19 protein-coding genes are annotated in these 17,550 nt (G+C 72.4%); 12 read left to right on the forward strand and 7 right to left on the reverse strand.

What is annotated here, in order from left to right; all coding sequences use genetic code 11:
* Nucleotides 1–42 precede the first annotated feature (42 nt).
* Complete coding sequence (locus ACFYW9_RS12290) at nucleotides 43–1,539, forward strand: hypothetical protein (protein WP_389148344.1); 1,497 nt, start codon at nucleotides 43–45, stop codon at nucleotides 1,537–1,539.
* On the opposite strand, the gene ACFYW9_RS12295 is transcribed toward ACFYW9_RS12290, so the two are convergent.
* Nucleotides 1,511–1,840 (reverse strand): hypothetical protein, encoded by a 330-nt coding sequence (locus ACFYW9_RS12295; protein ID WP_389148194.1) that lies wholly within the window; start codon nucleotides 1,838–1,840, stop codon nucleotides 1,511–1,513. The two genes, ACFYW9_RS12290 and ACFYW9_RS12295, sit on opposite strands and share 29 nt — an antisense overlap.
* Before the next feature lie 332 nt (nucleotides 1,841–2,172).
* On the opposite strand from ACFYW9_RS12295, the gene ACFYW9_RS12300 reads away from it, so the two are divergent.
* Genes ACFYW9_RS12300 through ACFYW9_RS12310 form a run of 3 tightly spaced genes read left to right on the forward strand, consistent with a single transcriptional unit; the run spans nucleotide 2,173 to nucleotide 5,437 of the window.
* The gene (locus ACFYW9_RS12300) at nucleotides 2,173–3,642 is read left to right on the forward strand and encodes an APC family permease (protein ID WP_351871032.1); all 1,470 of its coding nucleotides are present in this window, start codon (nucleotides 2,173–2,175) and stop codon (nucleotides 3,640–3,642) included.
* Entirely contained in the window at nucleotides 3,639–4,076 is a 438-nt protein-coding gene (locus ACFYW9_RS12305) for a hypothetical protein (protein WP_351871035.1), read from the forward strand. Before ACFYW9_RS12300 ends, ACFYW9_RS12305 begins: the two co-directional genes overlap by 4 nt.
* Nucleotides 4,077–4,111: 35 nt before the next feature.
* On the forward strand, nucleotides 4,112–5,437 hold the full coding sequence (locus ACFYW9_RS12310; protein ID WP_389148347.1) for a dipeptidase: 1,326 nt from the start codon (nucleotides 4,112–4,114) through the stop codon (nucleotides 5,435–5,437).
* A 79-nt stretch (nucleotides 5,438–5,516) separates the two neighbouring features.
* Here ACFYW9_RS12310 and ACFYW9_RS12315 read toward each other — a convergent pair whose 3' ends face one another.
* Nucleotides 5,517–5,975 (reverse strand): (2Fe-2S)-binding protein, encoded by a 459-nt coding sequence (locus ACFYW9_RS12315; RefSeq protein ID WP_389148350.1) that lies wholly within the window; start codon nucleotides 5,973–5,975, stop codon nucleotides 5,517–5,519.
* 97 nt (nucleotides 5,976–6,072) lie between these two features.
* A complete protein-coding gene (locus ACFYW9_RS12320; protein WP_389148353.1) occupies nucleotides 6,073–8,157 on the reverse strand; it encodes a molybdopterin cofactor-binding domain-containing protein in 2,085 nt (694 codons plus the stop codon).
* Nucleotides 8,158–8,319: 162 nt separating this feature from the next.
* Here ACFYW9_RS12320 and ACFYW9_RS12325 point away from each other — a divergent pair, with 162 nt between their 5' ends.
* Entirely contained in the window at nucleotides 8,320–8,910 is a 591-nt protein-coding gene (locus ACFYW9_RS12325; protein WP_389148199.1) for a hypothetical protein, read from the forward strand.
* 108 nt (nucleotides 8,911–9,018) lie between these two features.
* A complete protein-coding gene (locus ACFYW9_RS12330; protein ID WP_389148202.1) occupies nucleotides 9,019–9,414 on the forward strand; it encodes a molybdopterin-binding protein in 396 nt (131 codons plus the stop codon).
* Between the two features lie 102 nt (nucleotides 9,415–9,516).
* Here ACFYW9_RS12330 and ACFYW9_RS12335 read toward each other — a convergent pair whose 3' ends face one another.
* A complete protein-coding gene (locus ACFYW9_RS12335; protein ID WP_389148205.1) occupies nucleotides 9,517–10,014 on the reverse strand; it encodes a molybdopterin-dependent oxidoreductase in 498 nt (165 codons plus the stop codon).
* 217 nt (nucleotides 10,015–10,231) lie between these two features.
* On the opposite strand from ACFYW9_RS12335, the gene modA reads away from it, so the two are divergent.
* The 3 genes from modA to ACFYW9_RS12350 all read left to right on the forward strand — a co-directional run bounded on the left by modA (nucleotide 10,232) and on the right by ACFYW9_RS12350 (nucleotide 13,267).
* Nucleotides 10,232–11,080 (forward strand): molybdate ABC transporter substrate-binding protein, encoded by an 849-nt coding sequence (modA, locus tag ACFYW9_RS12340; protein WP_389148208.1) that lies wholly within the window; start codon nucleotides 10,232–10,234, stop codon nucleotides 11,078–11,080.
* A 117-nt stretch (nucleotides 11,081–11,197) separates the two neighbouring features.
* Nucleotides 11,198–12,067, forward strand: coding sequence for a molybdate ABC transporter permease subunit (modB, locus tag ACFYW9_RS12345; protein WP_389148355.1), 870 nt, complete (start codon nucleotides 11,198–11,200; stop codon nucleotides 12,065–12,067).
* Between the two features lie 117 nt (nucleotides 12,068–12,184).
* Nucleotides 12,185–13,267, forward strand: coding sequence for an ABC transporter ATP-binding protein (locus tag ACFYW9_RS12350; RefSeq protein ID WP_389148211.1), 1,083 nt, complete (start codon nucleotides 12,185–12,187; stop codon nucleotides 13,265–13,267).
* 84 nt (nucleotides 13,268–13,351) lie between these two features.
* Here ACFYW9_RS12350 and ACFYW9_RS12355 read toward each other — a convergent pair whose 3' ends face one another.
* A complete protein-coding gene (locus tag ACFYW9_RS12355) occupies nucleotides 13,352–14,284 on the reverse strand; it encodes an FkbM family methyltransferase (RefSeq protein WP_351871051.1) in 933 nt (310 codons plus the stop codon).
* An 81-nt stretch (nucleotides 14,285–14,365) separates the two neighbouring features.
* On the opposite strand from ACFYW9_RS12355, the gene ACFYW9_RS12360 reads away from it, so the two are divergent.
* Both ACFYW9_RS12360 and ACFYW9_RS12365 read left to right on the forward strand, forming a co-directional pair.
* Nucleotides 14,366–14,824, forward strand: a complete 459-nt coding sequence (locus ACFYW9_RS12360; protein WP_389148215.1) for a cupin domain-containing protein — start codon at nucleotides 14,366–14,368, stop codon at nucleotides 14,822–14,824.
* 192 nt (nucleotides 14,825–15,016) lie between these two features.
* Nucleotides 15,017–15,439: an ATP-binding protein gene (locus ACFYW9_RS12365; protein WP_326786642.1), complete on the forward strand. Its 423-nt coding sequence runs from the start codon at nucleotides 15,017–15,019 to the stop codon at nucleotides 15,437–15,439.
* Nucleotides 15,440–15,621: 182 nt separating this feature from the next.
* On the opposite strand, the gene ACFYW9_RS12370 is transcribed toward ACFYW9_RS12365, so the two are convergent.
* Together ACFYW9_RS12370 and ACFYW9_RS12375 are read right to left on the reverse strand one after the other, a co-directional pair.
* Nucleotides 15,622–15,825, reverse strand: coding sequence for a cold-shock protein (locus ACFYW9_RS12370; RefSeq protein ID WP_020871138.1), 204 nt, complete (start codon nucleotides 15,823–15,825; stop codon nucleotides 15,622–15,624).
* A 281-nt stretch (nucleotides 15,826–16,106) separates the two neighbouring features.
* Nucleotides 16,107–16,421 (reverse strand): MerR family transcriptional regulator, encoded by a 315-nt coding sequence (locus ACFYW9_RS12375; protein WP_351871057.1) that lies wholly within the window; start codon nucleotides 16,419–16,421, stop codon nucleotides 16,107–16,109.
* Between the two features lie 18 nt (nucleotides 16,422–16,439).
* Between ACFYW9_RS12375 and ACFYW9_RS12380 the strand changes: the two genes are divergently transcribed.
* Nucleotides 16,440–17,468 (forward strand): hypothetical protein, encoded by a 1,029-nt coding sequence (locus tag ACFYW9_RS12380; RefSeq protein WP_389148220.1) that lies wholly within the window; start codon nucleotides 16,440–16,442, stop codon nucleotides 17,466–17,468.
* Nucleotides 17,469–17,550: the final 82 nt, after the last annotated feature.

Consider the following 17,550-nt stretch of genomic DNA (forward strand, 5'->3'; position numbering starts at 1 on the left):
CGGGCCCGGGACAGGGCCCGGGACCCCAGGCTCTCCCGGGCCCTGCTGAGCGACCGGCCCCGGGCCGTCCTGAGCGACCTGGCCGCCGCTCTGGCCGCGGCCCTGCTCGTGCTGACGGCGGCCGTCGTCGGCTACGTCATCGAGCACCGCGACGGCACGCTGTTCGTCAGCGCCGCGCCGTTGTACGGGCACTGGGGACCGCATGCCGGACCCGGCACCGCGGCCTCGGTCGCCGTGGCCGTCGCGGTCGTGGCCTACGGTCCCCTCCTCGCCGCCCGGCTGCCCTGGCACAAGCTGCTCGCGGCCGTGTGGGGCACGACGACGGTGTGGACGTTCTCCCTCGCGCTGGTCGACGGCTGGGAGCGGGGCGTGGCCCGGCGCCTCACCACGCGGTACGAGTACCTCCAGGTCATCTCCCCGGTCGACCGCTTCCACGACATCCCGGCCGCCCTGCGGGACTTCACCCACCACATCCTGTTGCACTCCCCCGACCACTGGCCCGCGCACATCGCCGGACATCCTCCGGCCGCCACCCTCACCTTCGTCCTCCTCGACCGCGTCGGACTGGGCGGCGGGGCCTGGGCGGGCGTCTGGTGCATCACCGTCGGCGCGACGGCCGGGGTCGCGGTGCTCGTCACCGTGCGCGCCCTGGCCGGGGAGGCGCTCGCGCGACGCGCCGCGCCCTTCCTCGCCCTCGCCCCGGCAGCCGTGTGGATGGGCACATCGGCGGACGGGTACTTCGCGGCCGTCGCGGCCTGGGCCCTCGCCCTGCTGGCCCTCGCGGTCACGGGGCGCCGGCCGCGGACGGCCGGCCTCGCCTCCGGTCTCCTCCTCGGGCTCACCGCGTATCTCTCGTACGGCCTGACCCTGATCGCCGTGATCGCCGGCGCCGTTCTGCTGCTCGGACGCCGGTCCCGGCTCCGCCCGCTGCCGTACGTCCTGGCCGGACTCACCGTCGTACCGCTGGTGTTCACCCTGCTCGGCTTCAACTGGTGGGAGGCCTATCGCCTGTTGGTCACCCGCTACTACGAAGGTGCGGGCGGCATCCGGCCGTACGGCTACTGGGTCTGGGCGAATCTCGCCTGCACGGTGCTCATCACGGGACCGGCGACCGCGGCGGGACTGCGCAGGGCCGGAGCGGCGGCCCTGCGCATCGGGGCGGGCCTCGTCCCCCGGGGGCGCACCGCGCGGGAACACCGTCCCGGAACCGGGCGGGAACGCCTCCCCGGCACGGCGCCGGGCGCGGAGCCGGTGTCCGGCGTGGCCGGCACGGGCGTTCGCCCCGCCCTTCGCCCCGCTCCCCTCCGCCCCGCCCCGGGCACCGCCCCGCGGCTCGCCGTCCTCGTCATCGGGGCGCTGTCGGCCCTGCTCGTCGCCGACCTCTCCGGCATGAGCAAGGCGGAGACCGAACGCATCTGGCTGCCGTTCGCGCTGTGGATGCTGGCGGCGGGCGCGTTCCTCCCCCGCCCCCGTGCCTGGCTCGTCGCCCAGGCCGCGTCGGCCCTGCTCCTCAACCACCTTCTGCTGACGGGCTGGTGACCGCCGGCTGGGCGAGGACCGCTCCGAGGACCAGGCCGACGGCGATGGCGGTGACGATCGTGACGAGTTTCAGCAGGTCGCGGAAGCCCTCGATGACATGGCCGCCGGCCAGGGTGGTCAGCCCCCGCATGCCGAGGGAGCCGACGGTGAGGGTGAAGAAGCCGGGCAGGAGCAGCACGAGCCGGGGCGGCCGGTCCGGGCGCAGGGCGAGCCGGGTCGCGACGGCGGCCAGGACGGCCGCCGCGACGAACGTTCCGCCCGTCTCGCCGATCGCCTTGGTGGCCAGGGACTGCACGGCCACGGTGACGTACACCAGTGCCCGGCGGGAACCGGGCCCCGCCCCGGCCGGGGCGGGAGAGCGCCGTCGCCGGCGGACCCCCGTTGCCCCGGACGGGCGAGACGGCGCCGGAACCGGTGCGGGACCAGCACCCGTCCGGGTGATTCGTACGACGCCGGCCCCCGATCGGCACCGCCGCTCACCCGGACAGGCCACCCGCCGCGCGGTGCCACTCACCCGCACGGGCCACCCACCGCGCGGTACCACTCACCCGCACGGGCCACCCACCGCGCGGTGCCGGTCACCCGCACGGAGGCTGGCCCCATCGCTTCGACACGGGAACAGGGAGGCGTCCGATGAGCTCGATGGACATGCCCGCGGACGCGCCACGGGAGACGGCGCGGGCCGCCCGGGCCACGGCTCCGGCGGCGCCGAGACTCACCTGGCTGACGCTGGCGCTCATGACGACCGCCTCGGTCGCGAGTCTGCGGGCCGCCCCCACGATGGCGGTGTACGGCCTTGCCTGCGTGTTCCTCTACCTGGTCCCGGCGATCGTGTTCCTGCTGCCGACCGCCCTGGTCTCGGCGGAGCTGGCCTCGGGCTGGAACGGCGGTGTCTACCGCTGGGTGAGCGAGGGACTGTCCAAGCCGCTCGGATTCCTCGCCGTGTGGTGCCAGTTCGCGATGACGATCTTCTACTACCCGAGCCTGCTGGCCTTCGTGGCGAGCACCATCGCGTACATCATCGACCCGGCCCTGGCCTCCAGCGGCCTCTACACGGCGATCGTCATCGTGGTCCTGTACTGGACCGGCGTCTGGGTCTCCTCGCGCGGCACCAAGGCCCTGGCGGGACTGTCCAGTTGGGGCCTGGTCATCGGCACCCTGGTACCCGGCACGATCCTCGTCGTGCTCGGCATGGTCTTCCTGGCCCAGGGCAACCCCTCGGCGGCACCCATGACGGCCAGTCATCTGCTGCCGGCCTGGACGGGCCTCGCCAGTCTCGTGCTGATCGTCAACAACTTCCTCTCGTACTCCGGCATGGAGATGAACGCCGTCCACGTGTCGTCGCTGAAGGACCCGGCGAAGGAATACCCGAAGTCGATGTTCCTGGCGATGGGCCTGGTGCTGCTGATCTTCATCCTTCCCGCACTGGCCATCAGCTGGGTGGTGCCCGCCGACCAGACCAGCCTCACCGCCGGTGTCATGCAGGCGTTCGACGCGTTCTTCTCGTACTTCGACATCGGCTGGATGACCCCGATCGCGGCGGTCATGCTGATCTCCGCGTCGCTGGCCGGCATGCTGACCTGGCTCGCCGGACCCTCCAAGGGCCTTCTGGAGATCTCCCGCAGCGAGGGCTATCTGCCCCCGTTCCTGCAGCAGTTGAACCGGTTCGGCATCCAGCAGAACATCCTGGTGACCCAGGGCGTCGTGACCACGGTGATCGCGCTGGGCTACGCGTTCATCCCGAACGTCTCCAACGTGTACTGGATCTTCTCGACGATCACCACGCAGGTGTACCTCATCGTCTACCTGCTGATGTTCGTCGCGGCGATCCGGCTGCGGAAGAACCAGGCCGACCACCCGCGCGGCTACCGCGTCCCTGCGCTCACACTGGTGTGCGTCGTCGGTTTCCTGGCCTCGGCCGCGGCCATGGTCATCGGTTTCGTGCCGCCCTCGCAGTTCGGCAGCAACAGCGTCCTGCTGTACGTCATCATCATCGGCTCCGGTCTCGGCGTCCTCGGCCTGCTGATCCCCTGGGCGTTCCTGAAGTTCCGCAAGCCCGGCTGGCAGTCGGACGCCGCTCGCGAGGAGGAGGCGGGGGCATGAGTCCCACCCGGTTCGCATCCGAGCACAAGTGGATCTACTACGGCGCGATCGTCGTGCTGCTCGGTCTCGTCGTGGCCGGGCTCGTGCGCTACTCGGCCATCACGACGAACAACAAGGCCGTGAGCAAGGCCAACCAGCTCGCCGACGCCGCGGTGGAGGCCGGACTGCCGCGCCCGGACACCGAGTTGGTCGCGAGCCTCCTGGGCACCGACGGCGGCCTGGTCTGCGACGATCCGGCCAGCGCCCTCAAGTCGGCGCTGTGGAAGATCAACGTGTCCAACGGAGCCGCGTTCGTCGGGCAGCGGCCCGTCATCGGAGACGGCAGGGCCCTCCGGGCGGAGGCCACGATCATCGAGGTCTACTGCCCCGAGAAGCTGGACAAGATCCAGGACAAGCTCGACGACCTGAAGACCGACGACACGGTGAGGCGGTGACCGTGTCCGGACTCGCCGAGAAGATCACCGGGTTGATGGGGCGGGCCAGGGCGGACCTGGCCGAGCTGGTCGCGATCCCGTCCGTCGCCGACCCGCGCCAGTACCCGCCCGAGGAATGCCACCGGGCCGCGCAGTGGGTGGCGGACGCCTTCACCGAGGCGGGGCTCCGGGACGTCCACCTCGCCGAGACGCCCGACGGGAGCCACGCGGTCATCGGCCACCGCCCGCCGCCCCCCGGCGCCCCCACCGTCCTGCTCTACTGCCACTACGACGTGCAGCCGCCGCTGGACGACGACGCCTGGACCACACCGCCCTTCGCCCTCACCGAACGCGACGGCCGCTGGTACGGGCGCGGCACGGCGGACTGCAAGGGCAACATCGTGATGCACCTGACCGCCCTGCGGGCGCTCGGCGACGACATCCCGGTCGGCCTGAAGTTCGTCGCCGAGGGGTCGGAGGAGCAGGGCACGGGCGGGCTGGAGAGTTACGTGGCCCAGCACCCGGAGCAGTTCCTCGCCGACGCGCTGCTGGTGTGCGACACCGGCAACGCGGAGGTCGGCACGGGCACCGCCACCGTCACCCTGCGCGGCCTCGCCAACATCGTCGTCACCGTCGACACGCTCGCCGGAGAGGTGCACTCGGGCATGTTCGGCGGCCCCGCCCCGGACGCGCTCGCCGCGCTGGTCCAGATGCTCTCCACCCTGCGCGACCCGGCCACCGGCGCCACTCGCGTCGACGGACTCGACTGCGAGGGCGAGTGGGAGGGCGCCGGCTACGACGAGGAGCGGTTCCGCGCCGACGCCGGCGTCCTGGACGGCGTCCGTCTCACCGGGACCGGCACGGTCGCCGACCGGCTGTGGGCCCGCCCCGCCGTCACCGTCCTCGGCATCGACTGCCCCCCGGTGGTCGGCTCCGCCGCCGCCGTACCGCCCACCGCACGGGCCCGGGTGAGCCTGCGGATCCCGCCCGGCACGGACCCGGCGGCGGCCCGCGCGGCCCTCACCCGGCACCTCACCGGGGCCGCGCCCTGGGGCGTCCGGGTCGGAATCGAGGACGAGAGCGCCGGCGCCCCCTTCAGAGCGGCCACCGACGGCCCCGCCTACGCGGCGCTCGGCCGCGCCGTGCACGAGGTCTACGGCAGGCCCATGGCCTTCCTCGGCCAGGGCGGCTCCATCCCGCTGTGCAACGTCCTCGCCGAGACCTACCCCCGCGCCGAGATCATCCTCATGGGCGTGGAGGAACCCAAGTGCCTCATCCACGCGCCCAACGAGAGCGTCGACCCGGCCGAGATCGAGCACATGGCCCATGTCGAGGCGCTGTTCCTGCGCGCCTACGCGGCCACCGGGGGCCGCGGCCGCTGACCCCGGCCGGATCGCTCCCCGCGGGATCACGGCCGTCGCGTACGGCCGCGATCCCGCCCCCGTCCCGCGCGCGGCGCACTCAACCGCCGTGCGCGGAAGCCTTCTTGATCGCCTCGCGGATACGGGAGTAGGTGCCGCAGCGGCACACGTTCTCGATACGGTCGATCTCGGCGTCCGTGGGGTGCGCCGTCTTCTCGAGCAGGGCCGCGGCGGCCATGATCTGGCCGGGCTGGCAGAAACCGCACTGGGAGACGTCGCAGTCGAGCCAGGCCTGCTGCACGGGATGCAGGCGGTCGCCGTCGGCGAGGCCCTCGATGGTGGTGACCTCGCGGTCCGCGCAGTCCGCGACCGGGACGACACAGGGCTGGATCTCCGCACCGTCGAGATGGCTGGTGCAGGCCCGGCAGACCCCGACACCGCAGCCGTACTTGGGCCCGGTCACATCCAGCAGGTCGCGCAGCACCCACAGCAGCGGCATGTCCGCCGGTGCCTCGACGGTGACCTGTCCCCCGTTGAGGACGAAGGAGTAGGACGGCATCAGCACTCTCTCCATAGCGGCATCGGTACTCGCACCTCTGACGGGTCTCGGAAGCAGGTCGGGAAGAAGCCTCGGGAAGAGGCCTCGGAACGAGGTCTCAGAAATCGATCGGGAAACGGCGGGGACGGGTTCCCGTCGCACGGGCGTAGGCGTTGGCCACCGCTCCGGCCGCCGCGGGGACACCGAGTTCACCGGCCCCTCCGGGCTCCCCTCCGGAAGGCATGATGTGCGCCTCGAAGCGCAGCGGGGCGTTCCGCTGACGGGCCCAGCGGAAGTCGGCGAAGCTGCCCTCGCGGACGGCGCCCGCGTCGAGGTGCAGGCCGGCCGTGAGCACGGTGGAGATGCCGTCGACCGCGGTGCCCATGAGCTGGGCCTCGAGTCCGCGCGGGTTGACGGCCGTTCCGACGTCGGCGGCCATCACGACCTTGGTGACCCGCGGGTTCTTCGGGTCACGGACGTCGATCTCGACGAGACAGGCCACGCAGGAGCCGTACTCCTCGTGCACGGCCATGCCCTGGGCCTGTCCGGCCGGCATGCTCCGGCCCCAGTGCCCGGCCTCCGCCGCCCGGTCGAGCACGGCCCTGACCGCCTTGCCGCGCAGCGTCGTACGCCGGAAGGCGACCGGGTCCTGTCCGAGGGCCCGCGCGATGTCGTCGACGACGATCTCCTCCGCGGTCCGCATGGTCCCGGAGTCCACCGACCGCCAGGCGCCCAGCGGCATCGCGAGGCCCACCGAGCCCGAATCCCCGGAGACACGGCCGAAGTCGTAGAGGCCGCTGTCGCTGGGCAGCGGGCCGGCGGCCCGGGCGCCCGTGGTGGTGACACCGCCCTGCGCGGTGGCACCCGGCTTCTCGTACGACTCGCTCACCGACGCCGTCATGTGCGTGAACGCCACCACCCGGCCGCCCGCGTGGCTGGCCCGGATGCGGTGGTGACTGGCCGGGCGCATCCGGCCGTGCCGCATGTCGTCCGCGCGGCTCCACATCAGCTTCACCGGACGGCGGGCCGCCTTGGAGACGAGGGCGGCCTCGACGGCGGCGTCGTGGGTGAGCCGCCGCCCGAACGAGCCTCCGCCGCGCAGGACATGGACCCGGACCTTCGACGCGGGGAGCCCGGTCACCGAGGCGATCGTGTCGCGCGCGTCCATCGGCGTCTGGGAGGAGAACCAGATCTCGGCACTGTGCTCCCGTACGTCCGCGACCGCGGTCAGCACCTCCATCGGGGCGTGCCCGACGAAGGCGAACTCGAACTCGCCGCCCACCTGCCGGGTGCCGAGCGGCGGCGTGCCGAGCGGCGGGACGGCGGCCCGCAGCCTGGCCCGTACGGCCGCGTCGGACAGTGCGGCGAGCGGGCCGGGCGACCAGGTGATCCGCAGGGCGTCCCGGGCCTCGAAGGCGTGGTGGAAGGTGTCCGCCACGACGGCGACACCGCCCTCGATCCTGACGACCGCGTGGACACCGGGCAGCGCGCGGGCCGCCCGGTCGTCGAGCGAGCGGACCTTCCCGCCGAGCGTCGGCGGCCGGGCCACCACGGTCGGTTTCGCCCCGGCCACCGTCAGGTCGCCGGTGTACTTCGCCCGGCCGGTCACGATGTCCCGCGCGTCGATCCGGGACGTCGGCCGCCCGATCACCCGGTGCCGGGAGGCCGGCTTGGGGTCGGTGGACACGGCGGGCCGGTGGATCCGGGCGGCGGCCGCGGTCAGCGATCCGAAGGTGGCCGTGCGGCCGTCGGGCGCCACGACCATGGTGTCCCGCGTGCGCAGCGCCTTCGGGGGCACGTGCCAGCGCCGGGACGCGGCGGTCACCAGTCTGGCGCGCGCGGTGGCGGCCAGCGCGCGGGCGGGCCCGTACAGCGAACCGACGGAGTTCGAGCCGCCGGTGAACTGGTTGCCGCTCCTCCGGGCCTCGGCGAGCGGGATCTCGACGTCGGCGAGCCGGGCGTCCAGTTCCTCGGCGATCATCATGGCGACCGCGGTGGTGATGCCCTGGCCGACCTCGACCCGCGGCAGCCGGACGACGACCTTGTTGGCCGCGGTGACCTCCAGGACCAGCATCTCGTCGTCGGTGCCGGTCACCAGGACGCCGGAAGGCCCCGCGGTGGGCTCGGCGCCCTCCGCCGGGGAGGTGTCGCAGCCGAGCGGCGCGGCGACGGTCAGGGTGGACGCGGCCAGGGTGTGGACGATGAACCTGCGGCGGGACAGCTGACGGGCCAACGAAGGCTCCTCTCCGAGCCGTTCGGGGGCGTACGACTGGTAGGAGGGGCGGATCGGCCGTGCGGTTCCCGCTGAACGTATGCGGCGTCCGGCGCGTCCCCGTACCACCGGATGGCGGACGGGGAGGATCACATGAACAGGCGGAGCGGGATCAGGGCGACCGGCGGCGTCGTGGCGGCAAGTGCCGTGGCGCTCGTGGCGGTTCAGGGGTCGAGCGGCGGCGCGGGAGTCAAGGAGACGCCCGTCGCGGAGCGCACGACCGTGTGCGTCGGCACCAAGCCGACGCACAGTCTGCCCGGTAGGGAATCCTCCCTGCTCAGGGTGGCGATCTACATCGACAAGCAGGGCGCGTCCCGCTACAGGAGCGTCTTCACCAGCGTGTCGGTCGACGAGCGCAGGAACACCGTGACCGTGTACCGCATCCCGTCCAAGGCGTTCGACGCGGACGTCTGCGGTCACGCGGAGAAGGGGGTGAAGGTGCGGATCCACGACTCGGACGTCACCCGGCGGCAGCTCAACGCCATGGTCGACCGGGTCGGCGACGACATGGACCGCTGGGACGGCCGGTTCGAGCTGTACATGGTGGGCCTCGACGGCAGTGGCCATGTGGTCTTCGGCGTCGACGACCGGGCGGCGGCCGAGCCGGTACTCAAGAAGGCCTTCGGGAAGTTCTGGGCGAGGCACATCCTGGTCGAGCGCACGGGACAGCCGAGGCTCGACTGACGGCGGCGACGGTCCGGGGCGGGGCCCTTCGCCCTGCCCCGGGACGGCCGGCGCCCTCCGGGGAGTCCGGCTTGCAGGTGCGAGGACCGGCTGCCTATCGTCGCGCGTATGCAGTCCTACACCATCGGCCAGGCCGCCCGGCTCCTCGGCGTGAGCCCCGACACCGCCCGTCGCTGGGCGGACGCCGGGCGCGTGGCCACCCACCGGGACGAGGGCGGACGGCGCCTCATCGAGGGCCGCGACCTCGCCGCGTTCTCGGTGGAACTGGCCGGAGCCGGTGGCGAGGAGGGCGTCACGTCCCACACGTCCGTGCGCAACGCCTTCCCCGGCATCGTCACCGCCGTCAAGCTCGGCGATGTCGCGGCCCAGGTGGAGATCCAGGCGGGACCCCACCGGCTGGTCTCCCTGCTGACCCGGGAGGCCGTGGAGGAACTGGGCCTGGAGGTCGGCGTGGAGGCCACGGCCAGGGTCAAGTCGACCAACGTGCACATCGACCGCGCCTGACCTACCGTCAGCCGGCGATCGCCGATCGCCGATCGCCGATCGCCGGTCGCCGGTCGTCAGCCGCCGGTCGCGGGCCGCCGACGGTCAGCCGGGGTATCAGGATCAGCCGGGCGCACCGGCCGGCCAGGACGGATAACGGCCGTCCACCCGGATGCCGTCGACACCGCTGATGTGCCGGGCCCCGCACCGGTCCTGCGGCAGGACCAGCTGCGGTCCCGCCCGGTCCAGCGGGGTGCCGTCGACGCCGACCGCGAGCAGCACCGGAGCGTCCGCGAAGTCGGGGTCGATCTCGGCCCAGGTGAGCAGTGCGTGGTGACCGTCCGCGCCCGCCACCGCGATGAGGAAGCGCAGCCGGTCCTTGCGACGGGACGGATCGAAGCGGGGACCGGCGTCCCGCAGCACGTCGTGCAGCAGCGGGCCCTCGAATCCGTGGTGCCGCACCCCGCTGGTGGCGCACTCGAAGGCGACCCGCACATGACGCTGGGGCCAGGCGAGCAGGTCCGGCACGGTCAGCAGGGCGGGCCGGGCGAGGTCACCGGTCAGAGCGAGTTCCGCGAGCGGGGGAGCCGGCGGCGTCGGCTGTGTCAGGGACTGGCTCACTGGACAGCACCTCCCGGTGGACGGTACCCCGCGGGCGGCCCGAGGCAAACGCACATGCGTACATCCGAAGCCATTGGGCACAGCTCATGCGATGCGACAGGAGACTTACAGCTCGCATATGCGGAAGTATGATCAGGCCATGGCAGAACGTGGGCCCAGGACCTGGGATCACGACGGAGGCTTCAGCGAGCCTCAGAGTCTTCGAGGGAGTAGATCCGTGACGACCCGATCCACGCGCCGGACCCGCCGCACCACCCGGCCCCTGCGGGTGGCCGGCATCGGTGCCGCCGCGCTGCTGGCCCTGAGCGCCTGCTCCTCCTCCGACTCGTCCGACGCGGCGGAGAAGGCGAAGGGATCGGCCTCGACGTCCTCCTCGCCGAAGCTCTCCGGCACGGTGACCGTGTTCGCCGCCGCCTCCCTCAAGGAGAGCTTCACGGCCCTCGGCGAGCAGTTCGAGAAGGCCCACCCGGGCACCGAGGTCACCTTCAGCTTCGGCGGCAGCGACAGCCTCGCCGCGAGCATCACGGGCGGCGCGCCCGCGGACGTCTTCGCCGCGGCCAGCCCCAAGACGATGGCCATCGTGACCGACAAGGGCGACGCGGCGACCGCCCCCGCCACCTTCGTGCGCAACCAGCTGGAGATCGCCACCCTGCCCGGCAACCCGGACAGGATCTCCTCCCTGAAGGACCTCACCAAGTCCGGCCTCAAGGTCGTCCTGTGCGACAGGACCGTGCCGTGCGGCGCCGCCGCCCAGAAGGCGCTGGACGCGAGCAAGCTGAAGCTCACCCCCGTCTCCTACGAGCAGGACGTCAAGAGCGCCCTGACCAAGGTGGAGCTGAAGGAGGCCGACGCGGCGGTCGTGTACAAGACCGACGTGAAGGCCGCGGGTGACAAGGTGGAGGGCGTGGAGTTCCCCGAGTCCGCCGAGGCCGTCAACGACTACCCGATCGCCCTGCTCAAGGACGCGCCCAACACCGACGCGGCCAAGGCGTTCATCGAGCTGGTGCGGTCCCCGGAGGGCCAGAAGGTGCTGACGGAGGCCGGCTTCCTGAAGCCCACGTCCTGACCCCGGCCGTCCCCGCCCGACCGTGTCCCGGCGCCCGCCGCACGGCGCCTCTCCCGTGCGGCGCGCCCCTTGAAACGGACGCGCCGCACCCCGTCTCCTGAAGCCGTGAGTGATTCCGTGACCCCGCCCGACCCGTCCGGCGCCCCGGCCGACACCCTCGCCGGTGGGCCGCGGCGCGGGCGCGGCCGGACACCGGGCCGGATGCGGGGCGGGGCCCCGCTTCCCCTGCTGCTGCCCGCCCTCGTCGGGCTCGTGTTCCTGCTCCTCCCGCTGGTCGCGCTGCTCGTACGGGCGCCCTGGCGCAGCATGCCGGAACAGCTGTCCAAGCCCGAGGTGTGGCAGGCCCTCCAGCTGTCCCTGTTCTCGGCCACGGCGGCCACCGCGGTGAGCCTGGTGCTCGGGGTGCCGCTCGCCTGGCTGCTGGCGCGCACGGAGTTCCCCGGCCGCGGACTCGTCCGGGCCCTGGTCACCCTGCCCCTCGTGCTGCCCCCGGTGGTCGGCGGTGTCGCGCTGCTGCTGGCCCTCGGCCGCAACGGCGTCGTCGGGAAACTGCTCGACTCCTGGTTCGGGATCACGCTGCCGTTCACGACGGCCGGGGTGGTCGTGGCCGAGGCCTTCGTGGCGATGCCCTTCCTGGTGATCAGCGTGGAAGGCACCCTGCGGGCGGCCGACCCGCGGTACGAGGAGGCCGCCATGACCCTCGGCGCCTCCCGCTTCACCGCGTTCCGCCGGGTCACCCTGCCCCTCATCGCGCCGGGCATCGCCGCCGGCTCGGTGCTGGCCTGGGCCCGCGCCCTCGGCGAGTTCGGCGCGACGATCACCTTCGCGGGCAATTTCCCGGGCCGTACCCAGACCATGCCGCTGGCCGTCTATCTGGCCCTGCAGAGCGACCCCGACGCCGCGATCGCCCTGAGTCTGGTCCTGCTCCTGGTGTCGATCGCGGTTCTCGCCGGACTGCGCGACCGCTGGATGACGGCTGCCTCATGACGGACACGGACACGGACACGGACACCGGCACGCGCACAGGCGCGGACACAGGTGCGGACACGGACACAGGTACGCGTACGACGGACGCCGTGCGTACGAGGGTGAGGTGATCGCGTCATGACCGAGGCGAACCCGAAAGCGGCGGCCGCGCCGTCCGGCAAGGGCCTCGACGCCCGGCTCGTCGTCCGGCGCGGCTCGTTCCACCTCGACATCGCACTGTCCGCCGCCCCCGGTGACGTCGTCGCGCTGCTCGGTCCGAACGGCGCGGGCAAGACGACCGCGCTGCGCGCGCTGGCCGGGCTCACCCCGCTGTCCGAGGGCGGCCGGCTGTGGCTGGACGGCGCCCGTCTGGACCGTACGCCGCCGGAGTCCCGCCCGGTCGGCGTGGTCTTCCAGGACTACCTGCTCTTCCCGCATCTGTCCGCGCTCGACAACGTCGCCTTCGGACCGCGCTGCCAGGGCCTGCCCAAGGCGGAGGCCCGGATCCAGGCCGCCGCGTGGCTGGAGCGCATGGGCCTCGCCGAGTTCGCCGGGACCAGGCCGCGCCGGCTCTCCGGCGGACAGGCGCAGCGCGTCGCCGTCGCCCGCGCCCTCGCCACCCGCCCCCGGCTGCTGCTGCTCGACGAACCGCTCGCCGCGCTCGACGCCCGTACGCGGCTGGACGTGCGGGCCCAGCTCCGGCACCATCTGGCCGACTTCGAGGCCGTCGCCGTCCTCGTGACGCACGATCCGCTGGACGCGATGGTGCTGGCCGACCGGCTCGTGGTCGTCGAGGACGGGCGGGTGGTCCAGGAGGGCGGGCCGTCGGACATCGCCCGCAGGCCGCGCACCGACTACATCGCCCGGCTGGTCGGGCTCAACCTCTACCGGGGCGAGGCCGAGGGGCACACCGTACGGCTGGAGGCGGGCCCGGCGATCACCACGACCGAGCGGCTGGACGGGCCCGTGTTCGTGGCGTTCCCGCCGGGCGCCGTGACCCTCCACCGCGACCGCCCCACCGGCTCCAGCGCCCGCAACCTGTGGCAGTGCCGCGTCGCGGGTCTGGAGACGCACGGCGACCAGATCCGTGTGGCCCTGTCCGGCGAACTCCCGCTCGCCGCCGACCTGACGACGGTCGCCGCGGCGGAACTCGGCCTGCACGCCGGCTCCGCCGTCTGGGCCACGGTGAAGGCGGCCCAGACGCACGCCTATCCGGCTTAGCGCCTCCGGCGGACCAAGCGCGCCTCCGGTGGGCCAAGCGCCTCCGGCGGACCGGCCGGAGACACGGGACAGGCCCCGGGACGCCTACTCGCCCGCCGGGACCGCCGTCGCGCGGACCATCACGCAGTCGAACTCCACCACCCGGCCGGTCGCCTCCTCCCGTGACACCGGGTACATGCCGGTGATCTCGAAGCCGCGCTCCTCGTACACGGCTATGGCCTCGCCCATGCGGGGACTGCCCTCGTACAGCCGCAGTGTCGCGACCTCCGACTGCATCCCGACGAAGTCCTCCGCACGGTCCCCGGCGCCCGCGAACACCTCCAGGTCGTAGCCCTGGGTGTCCATCTTCAGATAGGGGCGGGGGTCGTCGATCCCGGCGAGGGCCGTGTCCATCATCCCGTCGAGACGCCGGACTTCGATGTCCTCGGTACGGGTCTTGGCGAAGCGCTTGTAGCGGTCCTTGCCGTAATCGCTGGGCGGAAGAAGGGAGTTCATGGTGTTCCAGCCCACATGAATGGACTGGGTGGTGTCCTCGCGGCCGAGACCGATCCGGTGCACCTGCCAGTCGGGGTCTCCCTCGGCCGCCTGCCGGAGCTTTCCGAAGGCCTCCGCCGTCGGCTCGAACGAGACGATGCGGCCGGTGTAGCCGAGGCGGCGCAACTGACGTCCGTACTGGCCGGAGTTGGCGCCCACGTCGAAGACGCAGTTCACCTCGTACCTGTCCAGCAGCGCCGTGACGTGCTGCCCGCAGAGATAGGAAGCGGCCGAGAGCTGGAACTTGCGTTCGTCGGCCGCCGTCTCCTTCTCGTCGAGCAGGAGCCGGGCACCGGTGCCGCCGAGCGGCACCTGCTTCCAGGCCGCCGTCCGCCCCCGCAGCACCAGATCGGCGCCCTTGCCCAGGGCGACCCGTCTGCGCACTCCGCGCCGGTAGACCACCGCGGCTCCCGATCCGAGATCCAGCACCTGCACCCCTACGCGGGGAAGCAGACCGAGCAGCTTTCTGTGAAGGGTCGCCATGGACCACACCCTGTCAGACATCCACGCGTGTCCACCGGGAGTTGGTTGAACCCCCTTTCGCCCACGTGATAGAGGCAGGGGGTGACCTCTCCTGAGACCGAAATCCCGGACCTGGCCGCCGCCCTGGGCATGCACCCCCACCCGGAGGGCGGCTGGTTCGTCGAGACCTGGACGGCGCCGCAGGCCTTCCTGCCCGACGGCTACCCCGGACCGCGCGCCGCCGCCTCCGCCATCTACTTCCTTCTCACGCCCGGTGACACCTCCGCCTGGCACACCGTCCGTTCGGACGAACTCTGGCTGTGGCACCGGGGCGGCCCCCTCGACGTGCTGCTCGGCGGCGACGGGACCAGCCCCCAGTCCACCCCGCAGGTCGTCCGGCTCGGCCCGCGTGTCGAGGCGGGGGAGCGCCCTCAGGTCCTCGTCCCCGGCGGCGTCTGGCAGTCCGCCCGGCCGGCCGGCGACGAGGAGGTTCTGGTCAGCTGCGTGGTGGCGCCCGGCTTCGACTACGACGACTTCCGCCTGCTGGACTCCGGTCGCTGAAGCGGCCGTTGAGCGCCCTCGGACCTCTCTTGGCGGCTTTGTGACGCAGGTCGTTGGTTGCGGGCCGTTCGGGTGGGGCATCACCCGAGGGCAGGACCGGCCGCGCACCGTTTCGCGCGGGGTCCCGGTCGACGGGGACGGAGCCGTCGGCCGGGTGCCGGTTGTCCTGGAGGGGGAAGAGAGGTGTCAGTCATGCGTGCGCACCAGCGCACCGTCCGGCCGACCGCCCGCGTGGAGTACACACTGCCGCGTACGGCCGTCTCGGCGGGCAGGGCCCGCAAGCTGACGACGGCGTTCTTGACCCGGCCACGGCCACGGCTCGCGTCGCCGACCGCGGACCAGGTGGACGACGCCACACTGATCGCCTCGGAGCTCGTCGCCAACGCCGTGCGGCACGGCCGCAGCGGCTGCCGGCTGCGGCTGCAACTGGGGCACGGGCGGGTGACCGTCGAGGTGCACGACGACAGTCCCGGACGACCGCGGATCGGCGCGCTGGACACGGAATCGGAAAACGGCCGGGGCCTGGCCATGGTCCAGCAGCTCGCCCACAGCCTGGAGATCGTCAGTACGGGCTTCGGCGGCAAGACCGTACGCGCGGTCCTGGCGGTGCGTTAGCGGTGCCTTAGCGGCGTGTGCCCGGCGATTCCTTCACGGCGATCAAGCCGGCGATCCAGGTTTGACGCCGCCGAAAATGGGAACGGGCACCGAAAATTCATCGCAATTTCCATGACCGCAAAAAAACGAACGGCCGGTGCCCGCACCCTGAGGTGCGGACGCCGGCCGTCCGGTGTCCCTGACTAGGCGGGGACGATGTTCTCCGCCTGCGGGCCCTTCTGGCCCTGCGTGACGTCGAAGGTAACCTTCTGGCCTTCCTGGAGCTCACGGAAGCCAGAGGTGGCGATGTTCGAGTAGTGAGCGAAGACGTCGGCGCCGCCGCCGTCCTGCTCGATGAAGCCGAAGCCCTTTTCCGCGTTGAACCACTTCACGGTGCCAGTAGCCATGTCAAATCTCCTTCGGGGCAAAGCTCGAAGGTCCACACTGTGTGGACCTGCGTCGCCGCAATGATTGCCCCAACCGGAATGCACCGGTAAAAACTTTGGGAACCACAACTGCAACTGAAATCGACAGTAGCACGTCGACCGTCCCGAAGCGGGCGCACTATCTCACTCCGGCGCGGGGAATATCAAAACCTCGTGGGCCCGTGCACCAAATTCTGTACCGGCCGGAGCAGATATCCGGGCCCCGTCGGGAAAACGCCGCCAGAGGGCCTCTGCCGTCCCCTTCACGCGCCCTGCGGTGTGGAGCCGCGCAGCTCCTCGTTGATCCGCAGAGCCTCGTCGAGGCTGTCCTCCAGCGTGACGATTCTGCAGGCGGCCTCGACGGGCGTGCCCTGGTCGACGAGGTCCCGGGCGCGGGCGGCGATCCTGAGCTGGTTGCGGGAGTACCGCCGGTGGCCGCCCTCGGAACGGAGCGGTGTGATCAGCCCGGCCTCCCCGACGGCCCGCAGGAACGCGGGGGTGGCGCCGATCAGCTCGGCCGCACGTCCCATCGTGTAGGCGGGGTAGTCGTCGTCTTCGAACCGGTCGGTGGGGCTCATGGTGCTTCCCTGGGGCGCGTGCATCACCTTCCACTCTGGCAGATCCCCGCCGGTGCCGACCCGGGCACCCGGCACCTGCCCGGTGACATCCGCCGCCGCACTCACCCGGACGGCCCGGTGCGCTGGTGGGGGACCGTGGCCGGTGGTGGCGTGGAGGGACACAGCCCGTCCTCGGGACCGTCCTCGGGAGGCCCTCGCATGATCCGTCCGTCCTGTCTCCTCGCCTCCGCCCTGACCGCGGGGATGCTGCTCTCGACGGCCGCCTGCTCGAACGGCGGAGGTGACGGCGGCGGCTCCGGCCGCACGGACTCCCCCGCGTCCCCCGCCTCCACGGTCCCGGCCTCTCCCGTCGCCGAGGAGCCCGGCGCCGCGTCGGCCTCGCCCTCCCCTTCCGTGCGCGCGCTCACGAAGGCCGAGGCACGGGCGGCACTGATCACCAACTCCGACCTGGGGTCGCAGTGGGACGAGTCGAAGGGCGTGGCGGCCTGGCGCGACGCGCTGCTCAAGAGCAAGGTCGACGCGTCGGCCTTCGTCACCGACAAGGGCGACGCCGAGGAGTGCCAGAAGCTGCTGGACGGCCTGTACACGGAGGACCTGCTGGGCAAGCCGCAGGGGGCCGGCGCCGTCACCGGCTTCGACGACAGCGACAACGACGCCCAGATGCGCTACGAGGTCGCCTCGTACGGGAAGAGCGCCCTGGACACGCGGCTGAAGTGGCTGGAGACGCTGCCGGACATCTGTGACCAGTTCACGGCGGTCAACGGCGAGGGCGACCGGCAGACGGTCCAGGTCGTCTCGACCGGTCTGCCCGATGTGGGGGACGCCCGCCAGGGCTTCCGGGTGACGATGAGCGGCGAGCTGGAGGGCGACCCCGAGACCCTGACGCTCGACTTCGCGGCGGTGCGGGTCGGCGACAGCGCCCTGTCCCTCACCAACGGCGGCCTCTCGGGAACCGAACACCAGTCCACTGAACAGGCAGTCGAAGCGGGTACGAACCGCCTGAAGGACGTGCTGGCCGGAAAGTCGCCCGCCCCGACCCAGGGCTGAGTCACGACAGGCCCCGGGCACACCACAGCCCGGGCAACCTGTTACGGGGTTGCCGCGGGCCGGAGGTGTTCAGAGGATGCGC

The organism is Streptomyces sp. NPDC002698 (assembly GCF_042888945.1).
Lineage (GTDB): Bacteria > Actinomycetota > Actinomycetes > Streptomycetales > Streptomycetaceae > Streptomyces.

Excerpts from the sequence above, each read along its gene's own strand:
- ACFYW9_RS12325 (WP_389148199.1), top strand. The coding sequence starts at position 8,320 with ATGAACAGGCGGAGCGGGATCAGGGCGACCGGCGGCGTCGTGGCGGCA.
- ACFYW9_RS12355 (WP_351871051.1), bottom strand. The coding sequence starts at position 14,284 with ATGGCGACCCTTCACAGAAAGCTGCTCGGTCTGCTTCCCCGCGTAGGG.
- ACFYW9_RS12330 (WP_389148202.1), top strand. The coding sequence starts at position 9,019 with ATGCAGTCCTACACCATCGGCCAGGCCGCCCGGCTCCTCGGCGTGAGC.
- ACFYW9_RS12310 (WP_389148347.1), top strand. The coding sequence starts at position 4,112 with ATGGGGCGGGCCAGGGCGGACCTGGCCGAGCTGGTCGCGATCCCGTCC.
- ACFYW9_RS12370 (WP_020871138.1), bottom strand. The coding sequence starts at position 15,825 with ATGGCTACTGGCACCGTGAAGTGGTTCAACGCGGAAAAGGGCTTCGGC.
- ACFYW9_RS12350 (WP_389148211.1), top strand. The coding sequence starts at position 12,185 with ATGACCGAGGCGAACCCGAAAGCGGCGGCCGCGCCGTCCGGCAAGGGC.
- ACFYW9_RS12300 (WP_351871032.1), top strand. The coding sequence starts at position 2,173 with ATGAGCTCGATGGACATGCCCGCGGACGCGCCACGGGAGACGGCGCGG.
- ACFYW9_RS12375 (WP_351871057.1), bottom strand. The coding sequence starts at position 16,421 with ATGAGCCCCACCGACCGGTTCGAAGACGACGACTACCCCGCCTACACG.
- ACFYW9_RS12365 (WP_326786642.1), top strand. The coding sequence starts at position 15,017 with ATGCGTGCGCACCAGCGCACCGTCCGGCCGACCGCCCGCGTGGAGTAC.
- ACFYW9_RS12315 (WP_389148350.1), bottom strand. The coding sequence starts at position 5,975 with ATGCCGTCCTACTCCTTCGTCCTCAACGGGGGACAGGTCACCGTCGAG.
- ACFYW9_RS12305 (WP_351871035.1), top strand. The coding sequence starts at position 3,639 with ATGAGTCCCACCCGGTTCGCATCCGAGCACAAGTGGATCTACTACGGC.